Consider the following 17,178-nt stretch of genomic DNA (forward strand, 5'->3'; position numbering starts at 1 on the left):
CATGCTGCTGCAACTGGCCATCATCGGCATCCTGATCGCGCTGTTCCCGTTGTCCTATGTGCTGGTGAAGGGCGACCGCAACAAGTACCGCAAGCTTGCCTGGATCACGGCGTTCCTGACGCTGGACCTGATCATGTTCGGCAGCTTCACGCGCTTGACCGATTCCGGGCTGGGCTGCCCCGACTGGCCCGGTTGCTACGGGCATTCCAACCCGCATGCCGCCATGGAGCCGATCCGCGCGGCCGAGACCGCGCTGCCGAGCGGCCCGGTGACGCTGGCCAAGGCCTGGATCGAGATGATCCACCGCTACTTCGCCATGGCGGTCGGCGTGCTGATCATCACGCTGATGGTGCTGGCGTGGGTCAAGCGGCGCGAACTGAAGCAGTCGCCCTGGTTCGCCACCGGCGTGCTGCTGCTGGTGTGCTTGCAGGGCGCCTTCGGGGCCTTCACCGTAACCCTGAAGCTGCAACCCATCATCGTGGTCACGCACCTGATGCTGGGCATGGGCCTGCTGGCGGTGCTGATCCAGCTGGGCTCGCGCAACGACCCGCCGCACCCGGGCGCGCCGCAGGCGGCGCGGCTGCGCTGGCCGGTGCGCATCGGCCTGCTGCTGCTGGTGATCCAGATCTTCCTGGGCGGCTGGGTCAGCACCAACTACGCGGTGATGGCCTGCACCGACTTCCCGCTATGCAATGGGCAGCTGGTGCCCGAGATGGACTTCCGCCACGGCTTCACGCTGTGGCGCCAGCTGGGCATGACCGCGGACGGCGACTACATCCCGCACGCGGCGCTGGTGGCGATCCACTGGGTGCATCGCGGCTTTGCCGTCATCGTGCTGGGCTACCTGGCTTGGTTTGCCCTGCGTGCGCGCCGGCTCGAAGGGCTCAGCCGCGCCGCCGGCTGGCTGCTGGCGACGCTGGTGCTGCAACTGGCCACCGGGATGTCCAATATCGTGTTCGACTGGCCGCTGGTGGCGGCGGTCGCGCATAACGGCGGCGCGGCGGTGCTGCTGCTGCTGCTGGTCCGTCTCCACTACAATATCGGGCTGACGACCCGGGCCGTCGGCGCCCCCGCTGCCGTGCCGAATGCCGCCCGTGCCACATGAAAGACAAGACCCCTTCCGTGGTTACCGCTACCCACCCCCATTCCCTGGGCAAGTTGAGCCGCTTGCGGCACCTGGCCCGGCAATATGCCGCCCTGACCAAGCCGCGCGTGACGCAGCTGGCCGTGTTCTGCGCCATCATCGGCATGTTCCTCGCCACGCCCGGCATGGTGCCGTGGCCGGTGCTGATCGGCGGCGCCGCCGGCATCTGGCTGCTGGCCGGCGCGGCTTTCGCCATCAATTGCCTGGTCGAACAGAAGATCGATGCACTGATGCGCCGCACCGCCTGGCGCCCGTCCGCCACCGGTGAGATCACCACGCGCCAGACGCTGGTGTTCTCCGCCATCCTGGGCGGCGCGGGCATGTGGCTGCTGCACGTCTACGCCAACGATCTGACCATGTGGCTGACCTTTGCCACCTTCCTGGGCTACGCGGTGGTCTACACCATCCTGCTCAAGCCGGCGACGCCGCAGAACATCGTCATCGGCGGGCTGTCCGGGGCAATGCCGCCGGCGCTGGGCTGGGCCGCGGTGGCGGGCGAAGTACCGGCCGAGGCCTGGTTCCTGGTGCTGATCATCTTCACCTGGACCCCGCCGCATTTCTGGGCGCTGGCGCTGTACCGCCGCGCCGACTACGCCAAGTCCGGCCTGCCGATGCTGCCGGTCACGCACGGCGAGCGCTATACGCTGCTGCATATCCTGCTGTACACGCTGATCATGATCGCGGCGACGCTGCTGCCTTTTGTCTATGGCATGAGCGGCTACATCTACCTGGCGGCCGCGCTGGCGCTGGGCGCGGGCTTCCTGGCCTATGCCTGGAAGCTGTACCGCAACTATTCGGACGAGTTGGCGCAGCGCACCTTCCGCTTCTCGATCCTGTACCTGTCGCTGCTGTTCGCCGCGCTGCTGGTCGACCACTACTTCAAGTTCGTGCCGCAGGTCTGACCTGCGCCATCGCGCCCCGGCTGCGGCATCTTGCCGCGCCGGCGCGAGCACAGCAGCATGATCGGCGATACTGCATGCTGTTTCCTTCCCATTCCCGACCCGTGCCCCGCATGCCACGCCTCAGCCCCGCTTCCGGCCTGTTCGCCGCCTTCCGCCGCTTTGCCCTGCTGGCCGCGCTCGCCCTGGCCGTGGCCGCCTGTGGGCAGCAGAAGGCGTCGTTCCGCAATGTCGATATCACCGGCGCCGCCGATTTTGGCAAGGACTTCGCGCTGACCGACCACACCGGCAAGGTGCGCACCCTGGCCGACTACAAGGGCAAGGCGGTGGTGATGTTCTTCGGCTACACCCACTGCCCGGATGTCTGCCCCACCACCATGGCTGAACTGAAGGCCGTGATGGAAAAGCTGGGGCCGGATGCGGACCGCGTGCAGGTGCTGTTCGTCACGGTCGATCCGGAGCGCGATACGCAGGCGTTGCTGGCGCAGTACGTGCCCGCCTTTGATCCCCGCTTCGTCGGGCTGCGCCCGGCCGATGAGGCCGCGCTGCAGAAGCTGGCCAAGGACTTCAAGGTGTTCTACGCCAAGGTGCCGGGGAGCTCGCCCAACAACTACACCGTGGATCACTCGGCCGGCAGCTACGTATTCGATGCGCAGGGCAAGCTGCGGCTGTTCATCCGCCATGGCCAGGGCCCGGAACCGATTGCGCACGACCTGAAACAGCTGTTGTCCTGATGCAGGCGGGACGGAAGGGTGCGGCATAACGCCGCACCTCGCTGCGCGCGGACAATAAAAAAAAGGCCGGTCCAGTGGACCGGCCTTTTGCATGGTTGGCGGTACCGATCAGGCAAAGGCCTGCAGCGCGCCCTTCATCTTTTTCATCGCCGCCGCCTCGATCTGGCGGATGCGTTCGGCCGACACGCCGAACTCGTCGGCCAGCTCATGGAGCGTGGCGCCGCCCGAGCCGTCGTCCTCGACGTTGAGCCAGCGCGCCTCGATGATGCGGCGGCTGCGCTCGTCGAGCTTGCCCAGCGCTTCTTCCAGCCCGTCGACCTGCATGCGGTCGTGGCGCTTGGCTTCCATCACGCGCGTCGGCTCGTTGTGGTTGTCAGCCAGGTAGGCGATGGGGGCGAATTCCTCTTCGCCATCGTCGACCTGGCCTTCCAGCGCCAGATCGCCGCCCGACAGCCGGGTTTCCATCTCCATCACTTCTTCGGGCTTGACGTTCAGCTCGCGCGCCACGGCCTCGACCTGCTCCGGCGTGAACGTGTGGCCGCCCTGCTTGCGGCTGCGCAGGTTGAAGAACAGCTTGCGCTGTGCCTTGGTGGTGGCCACCTTGACCATGCGCCAGTTCTTCAGCACGTATTCATGGATTTCCGCCTTGATCCAGTGCATCGCGTACGACACCAGCCGCACGCCCTGGTCCGGATCGAAGCGCTTCACTGCCTTCATCAGGCCGATATTGCCTTCCTGGATCAGGTCGGCGTGCGGCAGCCCGTAGCCCAGGTACTGGCGGGCGATCGACACCACCAGCCGCAGGTGCGACATCACCAGGCGGCGCGCGGCGTCGACGGAATCGTGATCGCGCAACTCGCGCGCGAGGCGTTGCTCTTCCTCCGCGGTCAGCAGCGGAATGCGGTGGACAGCCTGGATGTAGCTGTCGAGGTTGCCCACGGTCGCCGGAAAGGTCAGCGCAAAGCTGCCCGTGTTCCGGGGCACCGTCGGCAGACGGTTATTCAGGGTTTGGTCGGCAGACAAGACTGCGTTCACTCAATGGCTCCTTTCGCGTCCGGCGGTTGGGTTGCCGGTGCGCCGCGCCCCCTTGGGAATCGGCGGCACTGCAACACATCTTAGCACTCTGGCCGGGTGAGTGCTAATTGGAGTTCCGATGGCCCCGATAGTTCCCGTATATTAACCTCCCTGTTCGGATAGGCAGAAGGTTTGGCAAGAGACGGCAACGATACCGGTGCCATCGCGCACTGTAGTTAGAGCGCGCGGGGGCAAACGGGTTCTGTCCGCTGCTGCAATGCTCCGTTGCAGCACCGTCTACACTCGACCGGCGGGCGGCGCAATGGCATGCTTGCGAGCCTCTCTTATCGGATCGGAGGAGTTATGTCTGCTATCGAACACTTGCTCAAGCCGCATGTGCGCGACCTGGGCGATTTCACCGTGCGCCGGCTGCTGCCAGCCGCGGCTACCCAGACTGTCGGGCCGTTTATCTTCTTCGACCATATGGGGCCGGTCCAGCTGCCGGCCGGTCAGGGCGCCGATGTGCGCCCTCATCCTCATATCGGGCTGGCCACGGTCACCTATCTGTTCGAGGGCGAGATCATCCATCGCGACAGCCTGGGCAGCGACCAGGCGATCCGCCCTGGCGACGTCAACTGGATGACCGCGGGCCACGGCATCGTCCACTCGGAGCGATCTCCCGAGCATGTGCGCAAAGACGGCGCGCGGCTGCATGGCATCCAGACCTGGGTGGCGCTGCCGCAGCAATATGAGGGCGCCGAGCCGTCGTTTTTCCACCATCCCGCCGCCACGCTGCCGCGCATTGAGCGGCCCGGGCTGCGCATGGTGGTGATTGCGGGCGATGCGTTCGGCCAGACTTCGCCGGTCAAGGTCTTCAGCCGCACCCTGTACGTGGCGATCGAGCTGGACGCGGGCGCCAGCGTGGAGATACCCGCCAACCATGCCGAGCGCGGCATCTATCCGGTCGACGGCGCGGTCGCGCTCGACGGCGAGCCGCTGCCGGCCGAGCACATGGTGGTGCTCACGCCGGGCCGGCCGGCAACGCTGACGGCCACGGCGCCGTCGCGCGTGATGCTGCTGGGCGGCGACCCGACCGACGGGCACCGCTTTATCTACTGGAATTTCGTGGCCAGCAGCAAGGTGGCGATCGAGGCTGCCGCCCAGCGCTGGGAGGACGACCAGTTCCCGCACGTGCCGGGCGAGACCGAGCGTATTCCGCTGCCCCCGCGCAAGCCCTGAGCGTAGTCCCGGGGCCGGCTCAGAGCGGGCTGGCCCAGGTCACCCGAGTGCCCTGGCGCAGGCATTCGCGGATCGCCTCGACCTGGATGGTGATGGGCGCCGGCACCGGCACCGCGCCGTCCAGCACGCGCCGGATCCAGGCCACGGTCAGGCCGGCGTCGCTGCCCGGCGGTAGCTCCGGCACGTCGCCGATGGTGCCGCCGGCCTGGCCGACCAAGGTCTGCTGGTGGCCTTCATGCAGCCAGTCGATGCGGCTGGTGCGCCGGGCATCGGCCACCACTTCGCCCTCGGTGCCGCGTGCCAGCAGCACGTTGGCGGGCTCGTGCGAGAAGTAGTCGGTCAGCGTCTCGCGGTATTCGGGGTGCGTGTAGCTGTACAGCCGCAGGCCTTCGGCAGGCGAATGCTCGCCCACCGGCTGCAGCATCTTGGCCACCGTATGCGACGAATTGCGCAGGCCGATCACGGTGCGCCGCTCCAGCAGCCGCGACAGTCCGGGCGACAGCACGTCGACCGGCAGCACCGCCAGCGGGCCATTGCCGTCGCCGTCGCGCAGCCGTGCCGAGGCTTCGGCAGTGCTGGCGCACAAGGGCACGCCCAGTTGTTCGAACAGCGCCATGCTGGTCACGCGGCCTTCGAACACGCGCGTGCCGTGCACCAGCACGGGGACGCCTTCGCGGGCCAGCAGCAGCGCCAGCAGCGGCACCAGGTTGGGCTGCTTGCGCGCCCCGTTATAGCTCGGAATCACCACCACCTGCCGGTCCGGCGGCGCGGGCAGCGGCTGGCAATGCGCATGGGCGGCCTCCAGCATGCCGGCCAGCTCGTGCGGCGCCTCGCCCTTGATGCGGTAGGCCATCAGGATGGCGCCCAGCTCCACGTCAGAGACGCGGCCGGCCAGCATGGCGTCGAACAGCGCCTGCGCGTCCTCTCGCGGCAGGGCGCGCGCGCCGTTGACGCCGCGGCCGATCTCCTTGATATAGCGGGCGGCGGGAAATGGGGCGGCGGTGGTGGTCATGGCGGCGTGGGGTAGTGTGTGCTGGGTTCATGATAGCGGAGCCCGGCGGCCTCGCCCATCGCCGCCGGCGGTGCTGCTACGCCGCTTGCGGCAGCGCCGGGTTGCGCTGCTTGCGGTAGAGGAAGTCCAGCACCGCGGTGCGGCAGCGATGGTAGGCCGGTTCGTGCGCCAGCGCCACGCGGTCGCGCGGGCGCGGCAGGTCCACCTTCAGGATCTCGCCGATGGTGGCGGCCGGGCCGTTGGTCATCATCACGATGCGGTCGGCCAGCAGCACGGCTTCGTCGACATCGTGCGTCACCATTACCACCGTGCTGCGCGTGCGCGCCACGATCTTGAGCAGCTCGTCCTGCAGATGCGCCCGCGTGAGCGCATCCAGCGCGCCGAAGGGCTCGTCCATCAGCAGCACCTTGGGCGCCATCGCCAGGGCGCGGGCAATGCCCACGCGCTGCTTCATGCCGCCGGAGATCTCGTGCGGATATTTGCCTTCGGCGTGGCTCAGTCCCACCAGCGCCAGCGTGTCGTGCGTGCGCGCCTTGCGCTGCGCCTTGTTCTCGCTGGCCGCAAACACACGCTCCACGCCCAGGTAGACGTTCTCGAAGCAGGTCAGCCACGGCAGCAGCGAATGGTTCTGAAACACCACCGCGCGCTCCGGGCCGGGCCCGGCGATTTCACGCCCGGCGCAGATCAGCGCGCCGGTGGTGGGCGTGGCCAGTCCCGCCAGCAGATTCAGCAGCGTCGACTTGCCGCAGCCGGAGTGGCCGATCAGCGTGATGAACTCACCCTCGGCGACCTGCAGGTGAATGTCGCGCAGCGCGACGAACGGGCCCTTGCGGGTCTTGAAGGTCTGGCCGACGTTTTCAATGCTGACGAACTTGTCCATGGCGTCTCTCCCGTACCGATCAATGCGTGCCGTAGCTGAAGCGCCGGGCCAGCGCCAGCAGCGCATGCTCCAGCAGCAGGCCGATGAGGCCGATCACGAAGATCGCGATCACGATGTGCTCCACCTTCAGGTTGTTCCATTCGTCCCACAGCCAGAAGCCGATGCCGGTGCCGCCAGTCAGCATCTCGGCCGCGACGATCACCAGCCAGGCCGTGCCGATCGACAGCCGCACGCCGGTCAGCATGTAGGGCAATACCGCGGGAAACAGCACGCGCGTAAACACTTTCCATTCCGACAGGTCGAGCACGCGCGCCACGTTCAGGTAGTCCTGCGGCACGCGCGTGACGCCCACCGCGGTGTTGATCACCATCGGCCAGATCGAGCAGATGAAGATCGCCCAGATTGCGGCGGGGTTGGCCGCCTTGAACAGCAGCAGCCCGATCGGCAGCCAGGCCAGCGGCGAGACCGGCCGCAGCAGGCTGATCACCGGTGCGGTCATGGCGTTCAGGAAGGCAAAGCGCCCGATCACGAAGCCGGCCGGTATGCCGACCAGCGCCGCCAGGCCGAAGCCCGCCGCCACGCGCGCCAGCGACGCCAGCACGTTCCAGCCGATGCCCTGGTCATTGGGCCCGTTGCGGTAGAACGGGTCGGCAAACAGCGGCACCGCGGCGTGCCACGTCGCGCCCGGTGTGGGGATGGCCGGGATCATGGTGGCGATGCCGTGCCAGGCCAGCACAAACAAGGCGAAGCCCAGCAGCGGCGGCACGGCCTTCAGCACCAGCGCGGCGACGGCGTCGCGGCGTTGCGCGCGCCGCGCCTGCATGGCGATTTCGTGTTCGCGCCGACGCGCCCGCTCCTTGGTGTCGGGGTCGGCGGCGACGGCGCTTGCGGCATTGGGCGTAGTAGGGACAATGGCATTCACGTCTGGCTCCTTTTGGTCAGGGGCACTGCGAATCAATCGGAAGGCTGGCTGCGGGCCTTGATCTTGAAACCGTCGGCGTAGGCCTTGGGGTCCTTGCCGTCCCAGACCACGCCGTCGATCAGCTTGGCGCTGCGCATCTCGCTCCTGGGCAGCGGCACCTGTGCGGCGGTGGCGGCCTGCTTGTAGACATCGATGCGGTTGACCTGCTTAGCCACCGCCAGGTAATCCGGGTGGGCCTTGAGCAGGCCCCAGCGCTTGTGCTGGGTCAGGAACCACATGCCGTCGGACAGGTACGGGAAATTGGCGCTGCCGTCCTGGTAGAACTTCATCGCGTCGGGGTCGTCCCAGGTCTTGCCCAGCCCATTGGTGTAGCGGCCCAGCATGCGGTCCAGGATGATGTCCATGTCGGTATTCACGTAGGACTTGGCGGCGATGGTTTCAGCGGTCTTGCGGCGGTTGGAGGCGGAGGCGTCGATGAACTTCGACGCCTCCAGCACCGCCGCCACCATCGCACGCGCCGTGTTCGGGTACTTCTGCACGAACTCCGCGGTGGTGCCCAGGGTCTTTTCCGGATGGTTTTTCCAGATCGCCTGCGTGGTTTCGGCGGTAAAGCCGATCTTGTCGGCAATCGCGCGCGCGCCCCAGGGCTCACCGACGCAGAAGCCATCCATATTGCCCACGCGCATGTTGGCCACCATCTGCGGCGGCGGCACCGTGATGGCCTTGGCGTCCCGCATCGGATCGATGCCGTTGGCCGCGAGCCAGTAGTACAGCCACATCGCATGGGTACCGGTGGGGAAGGTCTGGGCGAAGGTGTAGTCGCGCTTCTCCTTCGTCATCAGCGCCTTCAGGCTGGCGCCGTCCCTGACGCCCTGCTCGGCCAGCTTGGCCGACAGCGTGATCGCCTGGCCGTTCTGGTTCAGGCTCATCAGCACGGCCATGTCTTTTTTCGGCCCGCCGATGCCGAGCTGCACGCCATAGACCAGGCCGTAGAGCACGTGGGCCGCGTCCAGCTCGCCATTGACCAGCTTGTCGCGCACGCCTGCCCACGAGGCTTCCTTGGTCGGCGTGATCTTGATGCCGTACTTCTTGTCGAGCCCGAGCGCGGCCGCCATCACTACCGAGGCGCAGTCAGTCAGCGGGATAAAGCCGATGCGCACGTCGGTCTTCTCCGGTGCGTCGGAGCCCGCCGCCCAGGCGCCTGCGCGCACCAGCGGGTCGACCAGCGTCATCACGCTGGCACCGGCGATGGTCGCCAGCGCGCGGCGGCGGCCGCTGCTGGCCGGTACCGCGTCGGCAGCGGCAGCAGCGTCGGCGTTGTGGACGGCTGCGTGCAGCGGCCTGGCATGGCTGAGGCGAGAGGGCATTGCGTGGCTCCAAGAAAAAAAGCGTCCCCGGCGCGGCCGGCTTCGCCAGAAGCCGGTGCGGTGTGGGGACGCCGTTGTCCATGGCGTGATACGGCCCGCGTTGGTCGTATCCGCCTGATTGGGTGATCGGCCGCCGTTGGCCGATGCCTGCATGACGCAAGCCGTATGCCAGCACTGTGCGGTGCAACATTTCCGGGCATCTTGTGCCGGAACGGGGCGAAATGGGCGGGAGCGGTGCGTACGCGGAGATGGCCGCCGCATTTCGCTTGGAGCGGGCGGGCAGGGCGGGCCCCGGCGTGGCGCTACGAACCCGCGGCGCACCAGCCGCGTGCGGCTACGCACCGCGGCTGCGCGCCCGGGCGGCTCAGCCCATCACGTCGATCACGCGCTGGGCGGCGTCAACCAGTTTCAGTCCGCGTTCCATCGCCATGCTGCGCAGGCGCTGGTAGGCGTCTTCCTCGCTGAGGCCGCGCGCCTGCATCAGCAGGCCCTTGGCACGCTCCACCACCTTGCGCTCGGCCAGCTTCAGCCGGGTGGCGTCGAGCTCGGCGCGCAACTGCTGGTCGAGCTCGAAGCGCGCATAGGCCACGTCGAGCACGGTCTTGACGCGCTCGGCGCGCAGGCCGTCGACGATATAGGCGGTAATGCCCGCGCTCAGTGCGGCCTTGATGCGCTGGCGGTCGTCGTTGTCGGTGAACAGCACGATCGGGCGCGGTGCATGCTGGGTCGAGACGCATACATGCTCGATGGTGTCGCGCGCGGCAGACTCCGACGCGATGATCAGCATGTCGGGCTGGGTGGCGGTGATCACGTCGGGCAGCCGCAGGTCGGCATCGACGATCTGGATCTCGCTAAAGCCCGCGTTCACCAGCCCGCTGCGGATGGTCTCGACATTCAGGGGGTCGGTGTCGAGCGGGTCGCGCACGAGCAGGATACGCAGCACGCGGGCGGGGCCGGACGTGGCGGGTGTCGTGGGCGTTGGGGGCGGATGGCGTCGTGTCATGGCTGGCTCTGTTGCAGTGCGCCATGCAAGATTCGCGCCGGGCAGCGCAAGACAGGGTGCGCCAGTCCGGTGCAGCGGCGCCGCGAGCGTGCCTGAGTTCATTGTATGCGCCCGTACGCAGAGGCAGCCCGCGGTGTATCCTGTTGCCCTGCTGCGCCCGGCACCGGACTGCGTCGCAGCACCGATCAGAACTATCTGGAGAGATGCATGACCGAATTCGTGTTCGCCCCGCCCGCGCCCGTTGGCGTGCCTGTGCGCGGCAGCGACGCCAGTTTCCCGGTCCGGCGCGTGTATTGCGTCGGCCGCAATTATGCCGCCCACGCCCGGGAAATGGGCTCGGACCCCGACCGCGAGCCGCCGTTCTTCTTCTGCAAGCCGTCCGATGCGGTCAGCTATGTCGCCGACGGCACCGAAGGCGCCTTCCCTTACCCGCCAGGCACCAGCAACTGCCACTATGAAGTGGAGCTGGTGGTGGCGATCGGCAAGGGCGGCCGCGACATCCCGGTCGAACAGGCGGCCAGCCATGTGTTCGGCTACGCCGTGGGCCTGGACATGACGCGCCGCGACCTGCAGAACGAATCGAAGAAGACCGGCCGCCCGTGGGAGACCGGCAAGGCCTTCGACAAATCCGCGCCGATCGGCCCGATCGTGCCGGTCTCGGCCATCGGCCATCCGGAAAAGGGCGCGGTCACGCTGTCGGTCAACGGCGTGGAAAAGCAGCGCGGCGACCTGTCGGACCTGATCTGGTCGGTGCCCGAGATGGTGTCGTACCTGTCGAAGCTGTTCGAGCTGCAGCCGGGGGACCTGATCTTCAGCGGCACGCCCGAGGGCGTGGGCCCGGTGGTCAAGGGCGATGTCATGCAGTGCCACGTCGGCGGCGTGGGCGATCTCACCATCAAGGTGGTCTGAACCGATGCTCAAGCTTTACAGCTATTTCCGTAGTTCGGCCTCGTACCGCGTGCGTATCGCGCTGGAGCTTAAGGGCCTGTCCTATGACTACGTGCCGGTGCACCTGCTCAAGGAAGGCGGCCAGCAGCTCAAGCCCGAGTTCCGCGCGGTGAACCCGGACGGCCTGGTGCCGGCGCTGGCCGACGGCGAGCACGTGCTGCAGCAGTCGCTGGCGATCATCGAGTACCTGGACGAGGTCCACCCCGAGCCGAAGCTGCTGCCCGGCACGGCGCTGGACCGCGCCTATGTGCGCGGGCTGGCGCAGGAAATCGCCTGCGAGATCCATCCACTGAACAACCTGCGCGTGCTGAAGTACCTGAAGCACACGGTCGGCGTGACCGACGAGGTCAAGGATGCGTGGTACCGCCACTGGATCGAACTGGGCTTCGCCTCGCTGCAAGCCAACCTTGAGCGCAACGGCAAGGCCGGGCGCTTCTGTTTCGGCGACACGCCCACGCTGGCCGACCTGTGCCTGGTGCCGCAGGTGTTCAACGCGCAGCGCTTCAATATCGACGTGACCCGCTATCCGGCGCTCGCGAAGATCTACGAATCCTGCATGGCCCTGCCGGCGTTCCAGAAGGCGGAGCCGAAGTCGCAGCCTGACGCGGAATAGTCGCCGGCAAGTCCCGCAAAGCACAAACGCCCCGGCACTGCCGGGGCGTTTTGCGTGGAGCATGACGGGATTTAACCCAGCAGCGCCTCGGCGAACTCGTCCGCCCTGAATGGCTGCAGGTCTTCGACCTTTTCACCCACGCCGATGAAGTACACCGGCACCGGGCGCTGGCGCGCGATCGCCGCCAGGATGCCGCCCTTGGCGGTGCCGTCGAGCTTGGTCACGATCAGCCCGGTCAGGCCCAGCGCGTCGTCGAAGGCGCGGGTTTGCTGCAGGGCGTTCTGGCCGGTGTTGGCGTCGATCACCAGCAGCACCTCGTGCGGCGCGCTCGGCATGGCCTTGCTGATCACGCGCTTGACCTTTTTCAGCTCTTCCATCAGGTGCAGCTGGGTCGGCAGGCGCCCGGCGGTGTCGGCCATGACGATGTCGATGCCGCGCGCCTTGGCCGCGTTGACGGCATCGAAGATCACCGCCGCGGGGTCGCCGCTTTCCTGCGCCACCACGGTGACGTTGTTGCGTTCGCCCCAGATCGTCAGCTGCTCGCGCGCGGCGGCACGGAACGTGTCGCCGGCGGCCAGCAGCACCTTCTGGTCATAGCGCTGGAAGTGCTTGCACAGCTTGCCGATGCTGGTGGTCTTGCCGGCGCCGTTGACGCCCGCGATCATCATCACCAGCGGCTGCTCGCGGCCCAGCGCCATGGTTTTCTCGAGCGGGCGCAGCAGCTGCGTCAACAGGTCGCGCAGTGCCGCCTTGACGCCGTCGGCGGTTTCGATGCGTTCGGCCTTGACGCGCTTGCGCAGCTCGCCCAGCAGGTACTCGGTGGCTTCGACGCCGGCGTCGGCCATCAGCAGCGCGGTTTCCAGTTCCTCGAACAGGTCCTCGTCGACCTTGACGCCGACGAACAGCGTGCCGATGTTGCGGCTGGTCTTGGACAGGCCGGTACGCAGCCGCTGCATCCAGCCCTGCCTGGCTTCCGCGCTGGGGGCGGGCGGCGGCACCAGTTCCAGCGCCTCGGCCGGGGCGGGCGGCGGCACCAGTTCCAGCGCCTCGGCCGGGGCGGGCGGCGGCACCAGTTCCAGCGCCTCGGCCGGGGCGGGCGCCGGCACCGGAACGGCGGCGGCCACGGGCGCCGGCGCGGACGGGGGCACTTGCGCCGGCACGGGGACGGGCACCGGAACCGGCGCGGGTGCGGGCGTTGGCGTCGGGGCCGGTGCCGGGGCGGGCGCGGGCACCTCCGGAGCGGGGGCCGGGGCGGGCGCGGGCGCCGCGACAGGTGCCTCGACGGGCGCCGGCTCGGCCTTGCGCTTCTTCCAGAAACTAAACATTGGGGAACGGGGTCAATACCGGGGCCGATACCCTGGCGGCAGCCAACGCCAGCGGGCAACCGGTGATTAATCAATGGGTTACGCAGGCTTCGCGATGGCTGGGGAGAAACCGTTGTGGTCCCGGCCGGCGATTGCGTATAGTTCGCTACATGTATTTACGACATGGCTGATTCGCGCGCGCAGCGTTGCGCATGCGAATCGATCGGCAAAATTCTAGCAGACGGGGTCGCATGAACCATTGCGCTGTCATGACCACAGCGGGCGCGCCAGGCACCGAAGCCGGCGTCCAAACGCGCATCCAGCGTCACCCACCACCTTTCCAGGGCGCAGCGCGGCTGGCGCGGCGCGTCATTCCCGCGTTGCTGCTGGCCGCGCTGCCGTGGTCCATGCCCGCGGCGGCGCAAGGCGTGGTGGCCTCGCCGATGCCGGGCACCCAGACCGCGCCGGCCGGCGCGACCGCGCAGGGCGCGACCGAATACCGCCTGTCCAACGGACTGCGGCTGATCGTCAAGGAAGACCACCGCGCCCCCACGGTGGCGCACCAGGTGTGGTACCGCGTCGGCGGCATCGACGAAGTCAGCGGCACCACCGGCGTGGCCCATATGCTGGAACACATGATGTTCAAGGGCACGCCCAAGGTTGGGGTGGGCGAATTCTCGAAGCAGGTGGCGGCCCTGGGCGGGCGCGAGAACGCCATGACCAACCGCGACTTCACCATGTACTACCAGCAGATCGGCAAGCAGTACCTGCCGAAGATGATGGAGCTGGAAGCCGACCGCATGGCCAACGTTGTCATCACCAAGGATGAGTTCGAGCGCGAGATGAAGGTGGTGATGGAAGAACGTCGCCTGCGCACCGACGACTCCGCACGCGGCACGGTCTACGAGCAGCTGCTGGCCACGGTCTATACCGCCGCCGCCTACCGCCACCCGGTGATTGGCTGGATGGACGACCTGGTCAACATGCGCGTGGACGACGTCAAGGACTGGTACCGCCACTGGTACGTGCCGAACAACGCCATGGTGATCGTCACCGGCGACGTCAAGGCTGACGAAGTGCGCGCCCTGGCCGAGCGCTACTACGGCAAGCTCAAGCCGCGCGCGCTGCCGCTGCGCAAGGACCAGGAAGAGCCGGCGCAGAAGGGCATCAAGCGCATCTGGGTCAAGGCGCCCGCCGAGAACCAGTACATGGTGATGGCGTACAAGGTGCCGCGCCTGCGCGACGTCGAGAAGGACGTCGACCCCTATGCGCTCGAGGTGCTGTCGGCGGTGCTCAACGGCTACGACAACGCGCGCCTGACGCGCGAACTGGTGCGCGAGCAGCGCCTGGCCGACGACGTCAATGTCGGCTACGACAGCATCAACCGCGGCGAGTCGCTGTTCGTGCTTGACGGCACGCCGGCCGCGGGCCACAACACCGAAGAGATCGAACGCGCGCTGCGCGCCGAGATCGAGCGCATTGCCAGGGAAGGCGTGTCGCCGGAAGAGCTCAAGCGCGTCAAGGCGCAGGTGGTGGCCGGCCAGATCTACAAGCGCGATTCGGTATTCGGGCAGGGCATGGAGATCGGCGTGTCCGAGATCTCGGAGATCTCCTGGCGCCAGATCGACCGCATGCTCGACAAGATCAAGGCCGTCACGCCGGCCCAGGTGCAGGCCGTCGCCGCCAAGTATTTCAATGACGACAACCTGACCGTGGCCACGCTGGTGCCGCAGCCGATCGATCCGAACAAGCCCAAGTCCCAGGCCCCTTCGGGCCTGCGCCACTGAGAACAAGGCGATGACCCAGTCCGTCACTTCCGCCCCGCGCTCGCTGCGCAAACTTGCCGGCGCCGCGTTGGGTGCCGCCCTGCTGCTGGCCGCGCAGCTGGCGCAGGCAGCGATCCCGATCGAACACTGGACCGCGTCCACGGGTGCCCGGGTGTACTTTGTGCACAGCCCGTCGATCCCGATGCTCGACATCAACATCGACTTCGACGCCGGCAGCCGCTATGACCCGCAGGGCAAGGCCGGGCTGGCCACGCTGACCGCGGCGCTGCTGGACAAGGGCGCCGCCGCGCAGGACGGCCAGCCGGCGCGCGATGAGGCGAAGATTGCCGATGGCTTTGCCGATACCGGTGCCGCCTTTGGCGGCGCGGCCGGCGGCGACCGCGGCGGCATCGGGCTGCGCACGCTGACCGCGCAGCCGGAGCTGGACCAGTCGGTCGCGCTGGCGGCGCAGCTGATCAAGGCGCCGACCTATCCGGACGCCGTGGTCGGGCGCGAGAAGCAGCGCCTGATCACCGCCATCCGCGAAGCCGACACCAAGCCTGGCGTGATCGCCGACAAGGCGCTGGCCCGGGCCATGTATCCCGACCATCCCTACGGCGTTGCCGCGACCCCGGACAGCGTGGCGTCGATCACGCGCGACGATATCGTCCGGTTCTGGCGCGACAACTATGGCGCGCAGCGCGCGGTGGTGACGCTGATCGGCGCGGTCGACCGCAAGCAGGCCGAGGCCATCGCCGAGCAGCTGACGCGCGGGCTGCCGCCAGGCAGCGCCGCGCCAGCGCTGCCGCAGGTGCGGCTGAAGATCGCGCCCAGCGAGCAGCGCCTGCCGCACCCGGCGCAGCAGTCCAGCGTGGCGCTGGGCCAGCCGGCGATCGCGCGGGGCGACCCGGACTATTTCGCGCTGCTGGTGGGCAACTATGTGCTGGGTGGCGGCGGCTTCAGCTCGCGCCTGACCGACGAAGTGCGCGAAAAGCGCGGCCTGACCTACGGCGTGGACAGCTACTTCGCGCCCTCCAAGCAGCCGGGGCCGTTCGGCATCAGCCTGCAGACCAAGAAGGCGCAGACCGACGAAGCGCTGGCGCTGGTGCGCCAGGTGCTGGCGCGCTTTGTCGCCGAAGGCCCGAGCGAAAAGGAACTGCGCGCGGCCAAGGACAACCTGGTCAACGGCTTTCCGCTGCGCATCGACAACAACCGCAAGTTGCTGACCAACGTGGCCAATATCGGCTGGTACGGGCTGCCGCTCGATTACCTCGATACGTGGACCGCGCAGATCGGCAAGGTCACGCGCGAGCAGGTCAGGGCAGCGTTCCAGCGCCATGTGCACCCGGACAACATGGCCACGGTGATCGTCGGCGGGCCGGTCGGCGCGGCGCCCACGGCTGCCCGGCAGTGATGCCGGCGGTGACGGCGGCATCGCCTGCGGCGGACCGCGCCGCAGGCTCTACAATCACGGCATGAATTCGCGTTCCCGCTTGCCCTCGCCCGCCCCGCGCGGGCGCTCTCCCGTGTCTCCGGTGCCGCGCGAGGCACCCGCTCAGGTGCGCATCATTGGCGGACGCTGGAAGCGTACGCTGCTGCCGGTGCCTGACGCCCAGGGCTTGCGCCCCACGCCCGACCGCGTGCGCGAGACGCTGTTCAACTGGCTGGGCCAGGACCTGTCCGGGCTGGAATGCCTGGACCTGTTCGCCGGCTCCGGCGCGCTCGGTTTCGAGGCTGCTTCGCGCGGTGCGGCCGCGGTGACGCTGGTCGAATCCAATGCGCGCGTGGCCAGGCAATTGCGCGATAACCTGACCCGCCTCGATGCGCCGCAGGTGCGCGTGCTGCAAGGCGACGCCTTTGCCATTGCCGCGCAACTGCCGGATGCCAGCTTCGACGTGGTGTTCCTGGACCCGCCCTTCGCCGAGGACTGGATCGGCCCGTCGCTGGCGCACGCGGCACGGCTGTCGCGGCCGGGCGGGGCGGTCTATGTCGAGACCGACCACCCGCTGACCGGCGCCGATGCGCCGGTGCCGGCGGCGCTCGAGATCGTGCGGCACGCGCGCGCGGGGGCGGTGCATTTCCACCTGCTGCAGCATCGTGTGCCGGGCAGCGGCGCGGCCTGATCCAGCCTGATTCGCCGGTGCGCGGCCCCGCGCCTGGCGTCGCGGTTCCAAAACCGGGAAGGGGCCCTTCCTGATTGCGGAACCGATTCTTAGCTGCACTGCCGCAAAACGGTGCCCCCCGCGACTTCCTAGCGGGGCATTTAGGGTTACACTACGCCGCTGTCACAACGCTCGCGACGCAGCACCCACGCCGGCCCGGCCGGCGCAAGC

At 68.1% G+C, this 17,178-nt stretch carries 16 protein-coding genes; 9 read left to right on the forward strand and 7 right to left on the reverse strand.

The annotated features are described in order from the left end of the window. The first annotated feature begins 1 nt into the window (after nucleotide 1). From ACOCMH_RS18425 to ACOCMH_RS18435, 3 genes are all read left to right on the forward strand, one after another. Nucleotides 2-1,105, forward strand: a complete 1,104-nt coding sequence (locus ACOCMH_RS18425; RefSeq protein ID WP_427312429.1) for a COX15/CtaA family protein — start codon at nucleotides 2-4, stop codon at nucleotides 1,103-1,105. After that, nucleotides 1,102-2,046, forward strand: coding sequence for a heme o synthase (cyoE, locus tag ACOCMH_RS18430; RefSeq protein WP_171514296.1), 945 nt, complete (start codon nucleotides 1,102-1,104; stop codon nucleotides 2,044-2,046). The genes ACOCMH_RS18425 and cyoE overlap by 4 nt, the downstream gene beginning before the upstream one ends. 110 nt (nucleotides 2,047-2,156) lie before the next feature. Beyond that, on the forward strand, nucleotides 2,157-2,777 hold the full coding sequence (locus tag ACOCMH_RS18435; RefSeq protein WP_427312430.1) for an SCO family protein: 621 nt from the start codon (nucleotides 2,157-2,159) through the stop codon (nucleotides 2,775-2,777). Between the two features lie 108 nt (nucleotides 2,778-2,885). Here ACOCMH_RS18435 and rpoH read toward each other — a convergent pair whose 3' ends face one another. Beyond that, nucleotides 2,886-3,812 (reverse strand): RNA polymerase sigma factor RpoH, encoded by a 927-nt coding sequence (gene rpoH, locus ACOCMH_RS18440; protein WP_427312431.1) that lies wholly within the window; start codon nucleotides 3,810-3,812, stop codon nucleotides 2,886-2,888. A gap of 342 nt (nucleotides 3,813-4,154) precedes the next feature. On the opposite strand from rpoH, the gene ACOCMH_RS18445 reads away from it, so the two are divergent. After that, nucleotides 4,155-5,030 carry a pirin family protein gene (locus ACOCMH_RS18445; protein ID WP_427312432.1) on the forward strand — a complete coding sequence of 292 codons (876 nt, stop codon included), beginning with the start codon at nucleotides 4,155-4,157 and terminating at the stop codon, nucleotides 5,028-5,030. Between the two features lie 19 nt (nucleotides 5,031-5,049). On the opposite strand, the gene ybiB is transcribed toward ACOCMH_RS18445, so the two are convergent. The 5 genes from ybiB to ACOCMH_RS18470 form a co-directional block, all read right to left on the reverse strand. After that, nucleotides 5,050-6,042, reverse strand: a complete 993-nt coding sequence (ybiB, locus tag ACOCMH_RS18450; protein WP_427312433.1) for a DNA-binding protein YbiB — start codon at nucleotides 6,040-6,042, stop codon at nucleotides 5,050-5,052. 76 nt (nucleotides 6,043-6,118) lie between these two features. Further along, nucleotides 6,119-6,922 carry an ABC transporter ATP-binding protein gene (locus ACOCMH_RS18455; protein WP_427312434.1) on the reverse strand — a complete coding sequence of 268 codons (804 nt, stop codon included), beginning with the start codon at nucleotides 6,920-6,922 and terminating at the stop codon, nucleotides 6,119-6,121. A gap of 19 nt (nucleotides 6,923-6,941) precedes the next feature. Beyond that, a complete protein-coding gene (gene ntrB / locus ACOCMH_RS18460; RefSeq protein WP_427312435.1) occupies nucleotides 6,942-7,844 on the reverse strand; it encodes a nitrate ABC transporter permease in 903 nt (300 codons plus the stop codon). Nucleotides 7,845-7,876: 32 nt separating this feature from the next. Continuing rightward, a complete protein-coding gene (locus ACOCMH_RS18465) occupies nucleotides 7,877-9,211 on the reverse strand; it encodes a CmpA/NrtA family ABC transporter substrate-binding protein (RefSeq protein ID WP_427312436.1) in 1,335 nt (444 codons plus the stop codon). Nucleotides 9,212-9,575: 364 nt separating this feature from the next. Next, nucleotides 9,576-10,214: an ANTAR domain-containing response regulator gene (locus tag ACOCMH_RS18470; RefSeq protein WP_427312437.1), complete on the reverse strand. Its 639-nt coding sequence runs from the start codon at nucleotides 10,212-10,214 to the stop codon at nucleotides 9,576-9,578. Between the two features lie 207 nt (nucleotides 10,215-10,421). Here ACOCMH_RS18470 and ACOCMH_RS18475 point away from each other — a divergent pair, with 207 nt between their 5' ends. Further along, nucleotides 10,422-11,123, forward strand: coding sequence for a fumarylacetoacetate hydrolase family protein (locus ACOCMH_RS18475; RefSeq protein ID WP_427312438.1), 702 nt, complete (start codon nucleotides 10,422-10,424; stop codon nucleotides 11,121-11,123). Nucleotides 11,124-11,127: 4 nt separating this feature from the next. Then, nucleotides 11,128-11,775, forward strand: coding sequence for a maleylacetoacetate isomerase (gene maiA / locus ACOCMH_RS18480; RefSeq protein WP_427312439.1), 648 nt, complete (start codon nucleotides 11,128-11,130; stop codon nucleotides 11,773-11,775). Nucleotides 11,776-11,846: 71 nt separating this feature from the next. Here the strand turns inward: maiA and ftsY are convergent, their stop codons facing one another. Next, nucleotides 11,847-13,100, reverse strand: a complete 1,254-nt coding sequence (gene ftsY, locus ACOCMH_RS18485; protein WP_427312440.1) for a signal recognition particle-docking protein FtsY — start codon at nucleotides 13,098-13,100, stop codon at nucleotides 11,847-11,849. A gap of 230 nt (nucleotides 13,101-13,330) precedes the next feature. Between ftsY and ACOCMH_RS18490 the strand changes: the two genes are divergently transcribed. From ACOCMH_RS18490 to rsmD, 3 genes are all read left to right on the forward strand, one after another. After that, nucleotides 13,331-14,866: a M16 family metallopeptidase gene (locus ACOCMH_RS18490; protein WP_427312441.1), complete on the forward strand. Its 1,536-nt coding sequence runs from the start codon at nucleotides 13,331-13,333 to the stop codon at nucleotides 14,864-14,866. Nucleotides 14,867-14,876: 10 nt separating this feature from the next. Beyond that, nucleotides 14,877-16,259 carry a M16 family metallopeptidase gene (locus ACOCMH_RS18495; protein ID WP_427312442.1) on the forward strand — a complete coding sequence of 461 codons (1,383 nt, stop codon included), beginning with the start codon at nucleotides 14,877-14,879 and terminating at the stop codon, nucleotides 16,257-16,259. A gap of 61 nt (nucleotides 16,260-16,320) precedes the next feature. Further along, nucleotides 16,321-16,968 carry a 16S rRNA (guanine(966)-N(2))-methyltransferase RsmD gene (rsmD, locus tag ACOCMH_RS18500; protein ID WP_427312443.1) on the forward strand — a complete coding sequence of 216 codons (648 nt, stop codon included), beginning with the start codon at nucleotides 16,321-16,323 and terminating at the stop codon, nucleotides 16,966-16,968. Nucleotides 16,969-17,178: the final 210 nt, after the last annotated feature.

Origin of the sequence: Cupriavidus sp. H39 (genome assembly GCF_050271075.1) — a bacterium.
GTDB lineage: Bacteria > Pseudomonadota > Gammaproteobacteria > Burkholderiales > Burkholderiaceae > Cupriavidus > Cupriavidus necator_B.

Excerpts from the sequence above, each read along its gene's own strand:
- ACOCMH_RS18425 (WP_427312429.1), top strand. The coding sequence starts at position 2 with ATGCTGCTGCAACTGGCCATCATCGGCATCCTGATCGCGCTGTTCCCG.
- cyoE (WP_171514296.1), top strand. The coding sequence starts at position 1,102 with ATGAAAGACAAGACCCCTTCCGTGGTTACCGCTACCCACCCCCATTCC.
- ACOCMH_RS18435 (WP_427312430.1), top strand. The coding sequence starts at position 2,157 with ATGCCACGCCTCAGCCCCGCTTCCGGCCTGTTCGCCGCCTTCCGCCGC.
- ACOCMH_RS18445 (WP_427312432.1), top strand. The coding sequence starts at position 4,155 with ATGTCTGCTATCGAACACTTGCTCAAGCCGCATGTGCGCGACCTGGGC.
- ybiB (WP_427312433.1), bottom strand. The coding sequence starts at position 6,042 with ATGACCACCACCGCCGCCCCATTTCCCGCCGCCCGCTATATCAAGGAG.
- ACOCMH_RS18455 (WP_427312434.1), bottom strand. The coding sequence starts at position 6,922 with ATGGACAAGTTCGTCAGCATTGAAAACGTCGGCCAGACCTTCAAGACC.
- ACOCMH_RS18465 (WP_427312436.1), bottom strand. The coding sequence starts at position 9,211 with ATGCCCTCTCGCCTCAGCCATGCCAGGCCGCTGCACGCAGCCGTCCAC.
- ACOCMH_RS18470 (WP_427312437.1), bottom strand. The coding sequence starts at position 10,214 with ATGACACGACGCCATCCGCCCCCAACGCCCACGACACCCGCCACGTCC.
- ACOCMH_RS18475 (WP_427312438.1), top strand. The coding sequence starts at position 10,422 with ATGACCGAATTCGTGTTCGCCCCGCCCGCGCCCGTTGGCGTGCCTGTG.
- maiA (WP_427312439.1), top strand. The coding sequence starts at position 11,128 with ATGCTCAAGCTTTACAGCTATTTCCGTAGTTCGGCCTCGTACCGCGTG.
- ftsY (WP_427312440.1), bottom strand. The coding sequence starts at position 13,100 with ATGTTTAGTTTCTGGAAGAAGCGCAAGGCCGAGCCGGCGCCCGTCGAG.
- ACOCMH_RS18490 (WP_427312441.1), top strand. The coding sequence starts at position 13,331 with ATGAACCATTGCGCTGTCATGACCACAGCGGGCGCGCCAGGCACCGAA.
- ACOCMH_RS18495 (WP_427312442.1), top strand. The coding sequence starts at position 14,877 with ATGACCCAGTCCGTCACTTCCGCCCCGCGCTCGCTGCGCAAACTTGCC.
- rsmD (WP_427312443.1), top strand. The coding sequence starts at position 16,321 with ATGAATTCGCGTTCCCGCTTGCCCTCGCCCGCCCCGCGCGGGCGCTCT.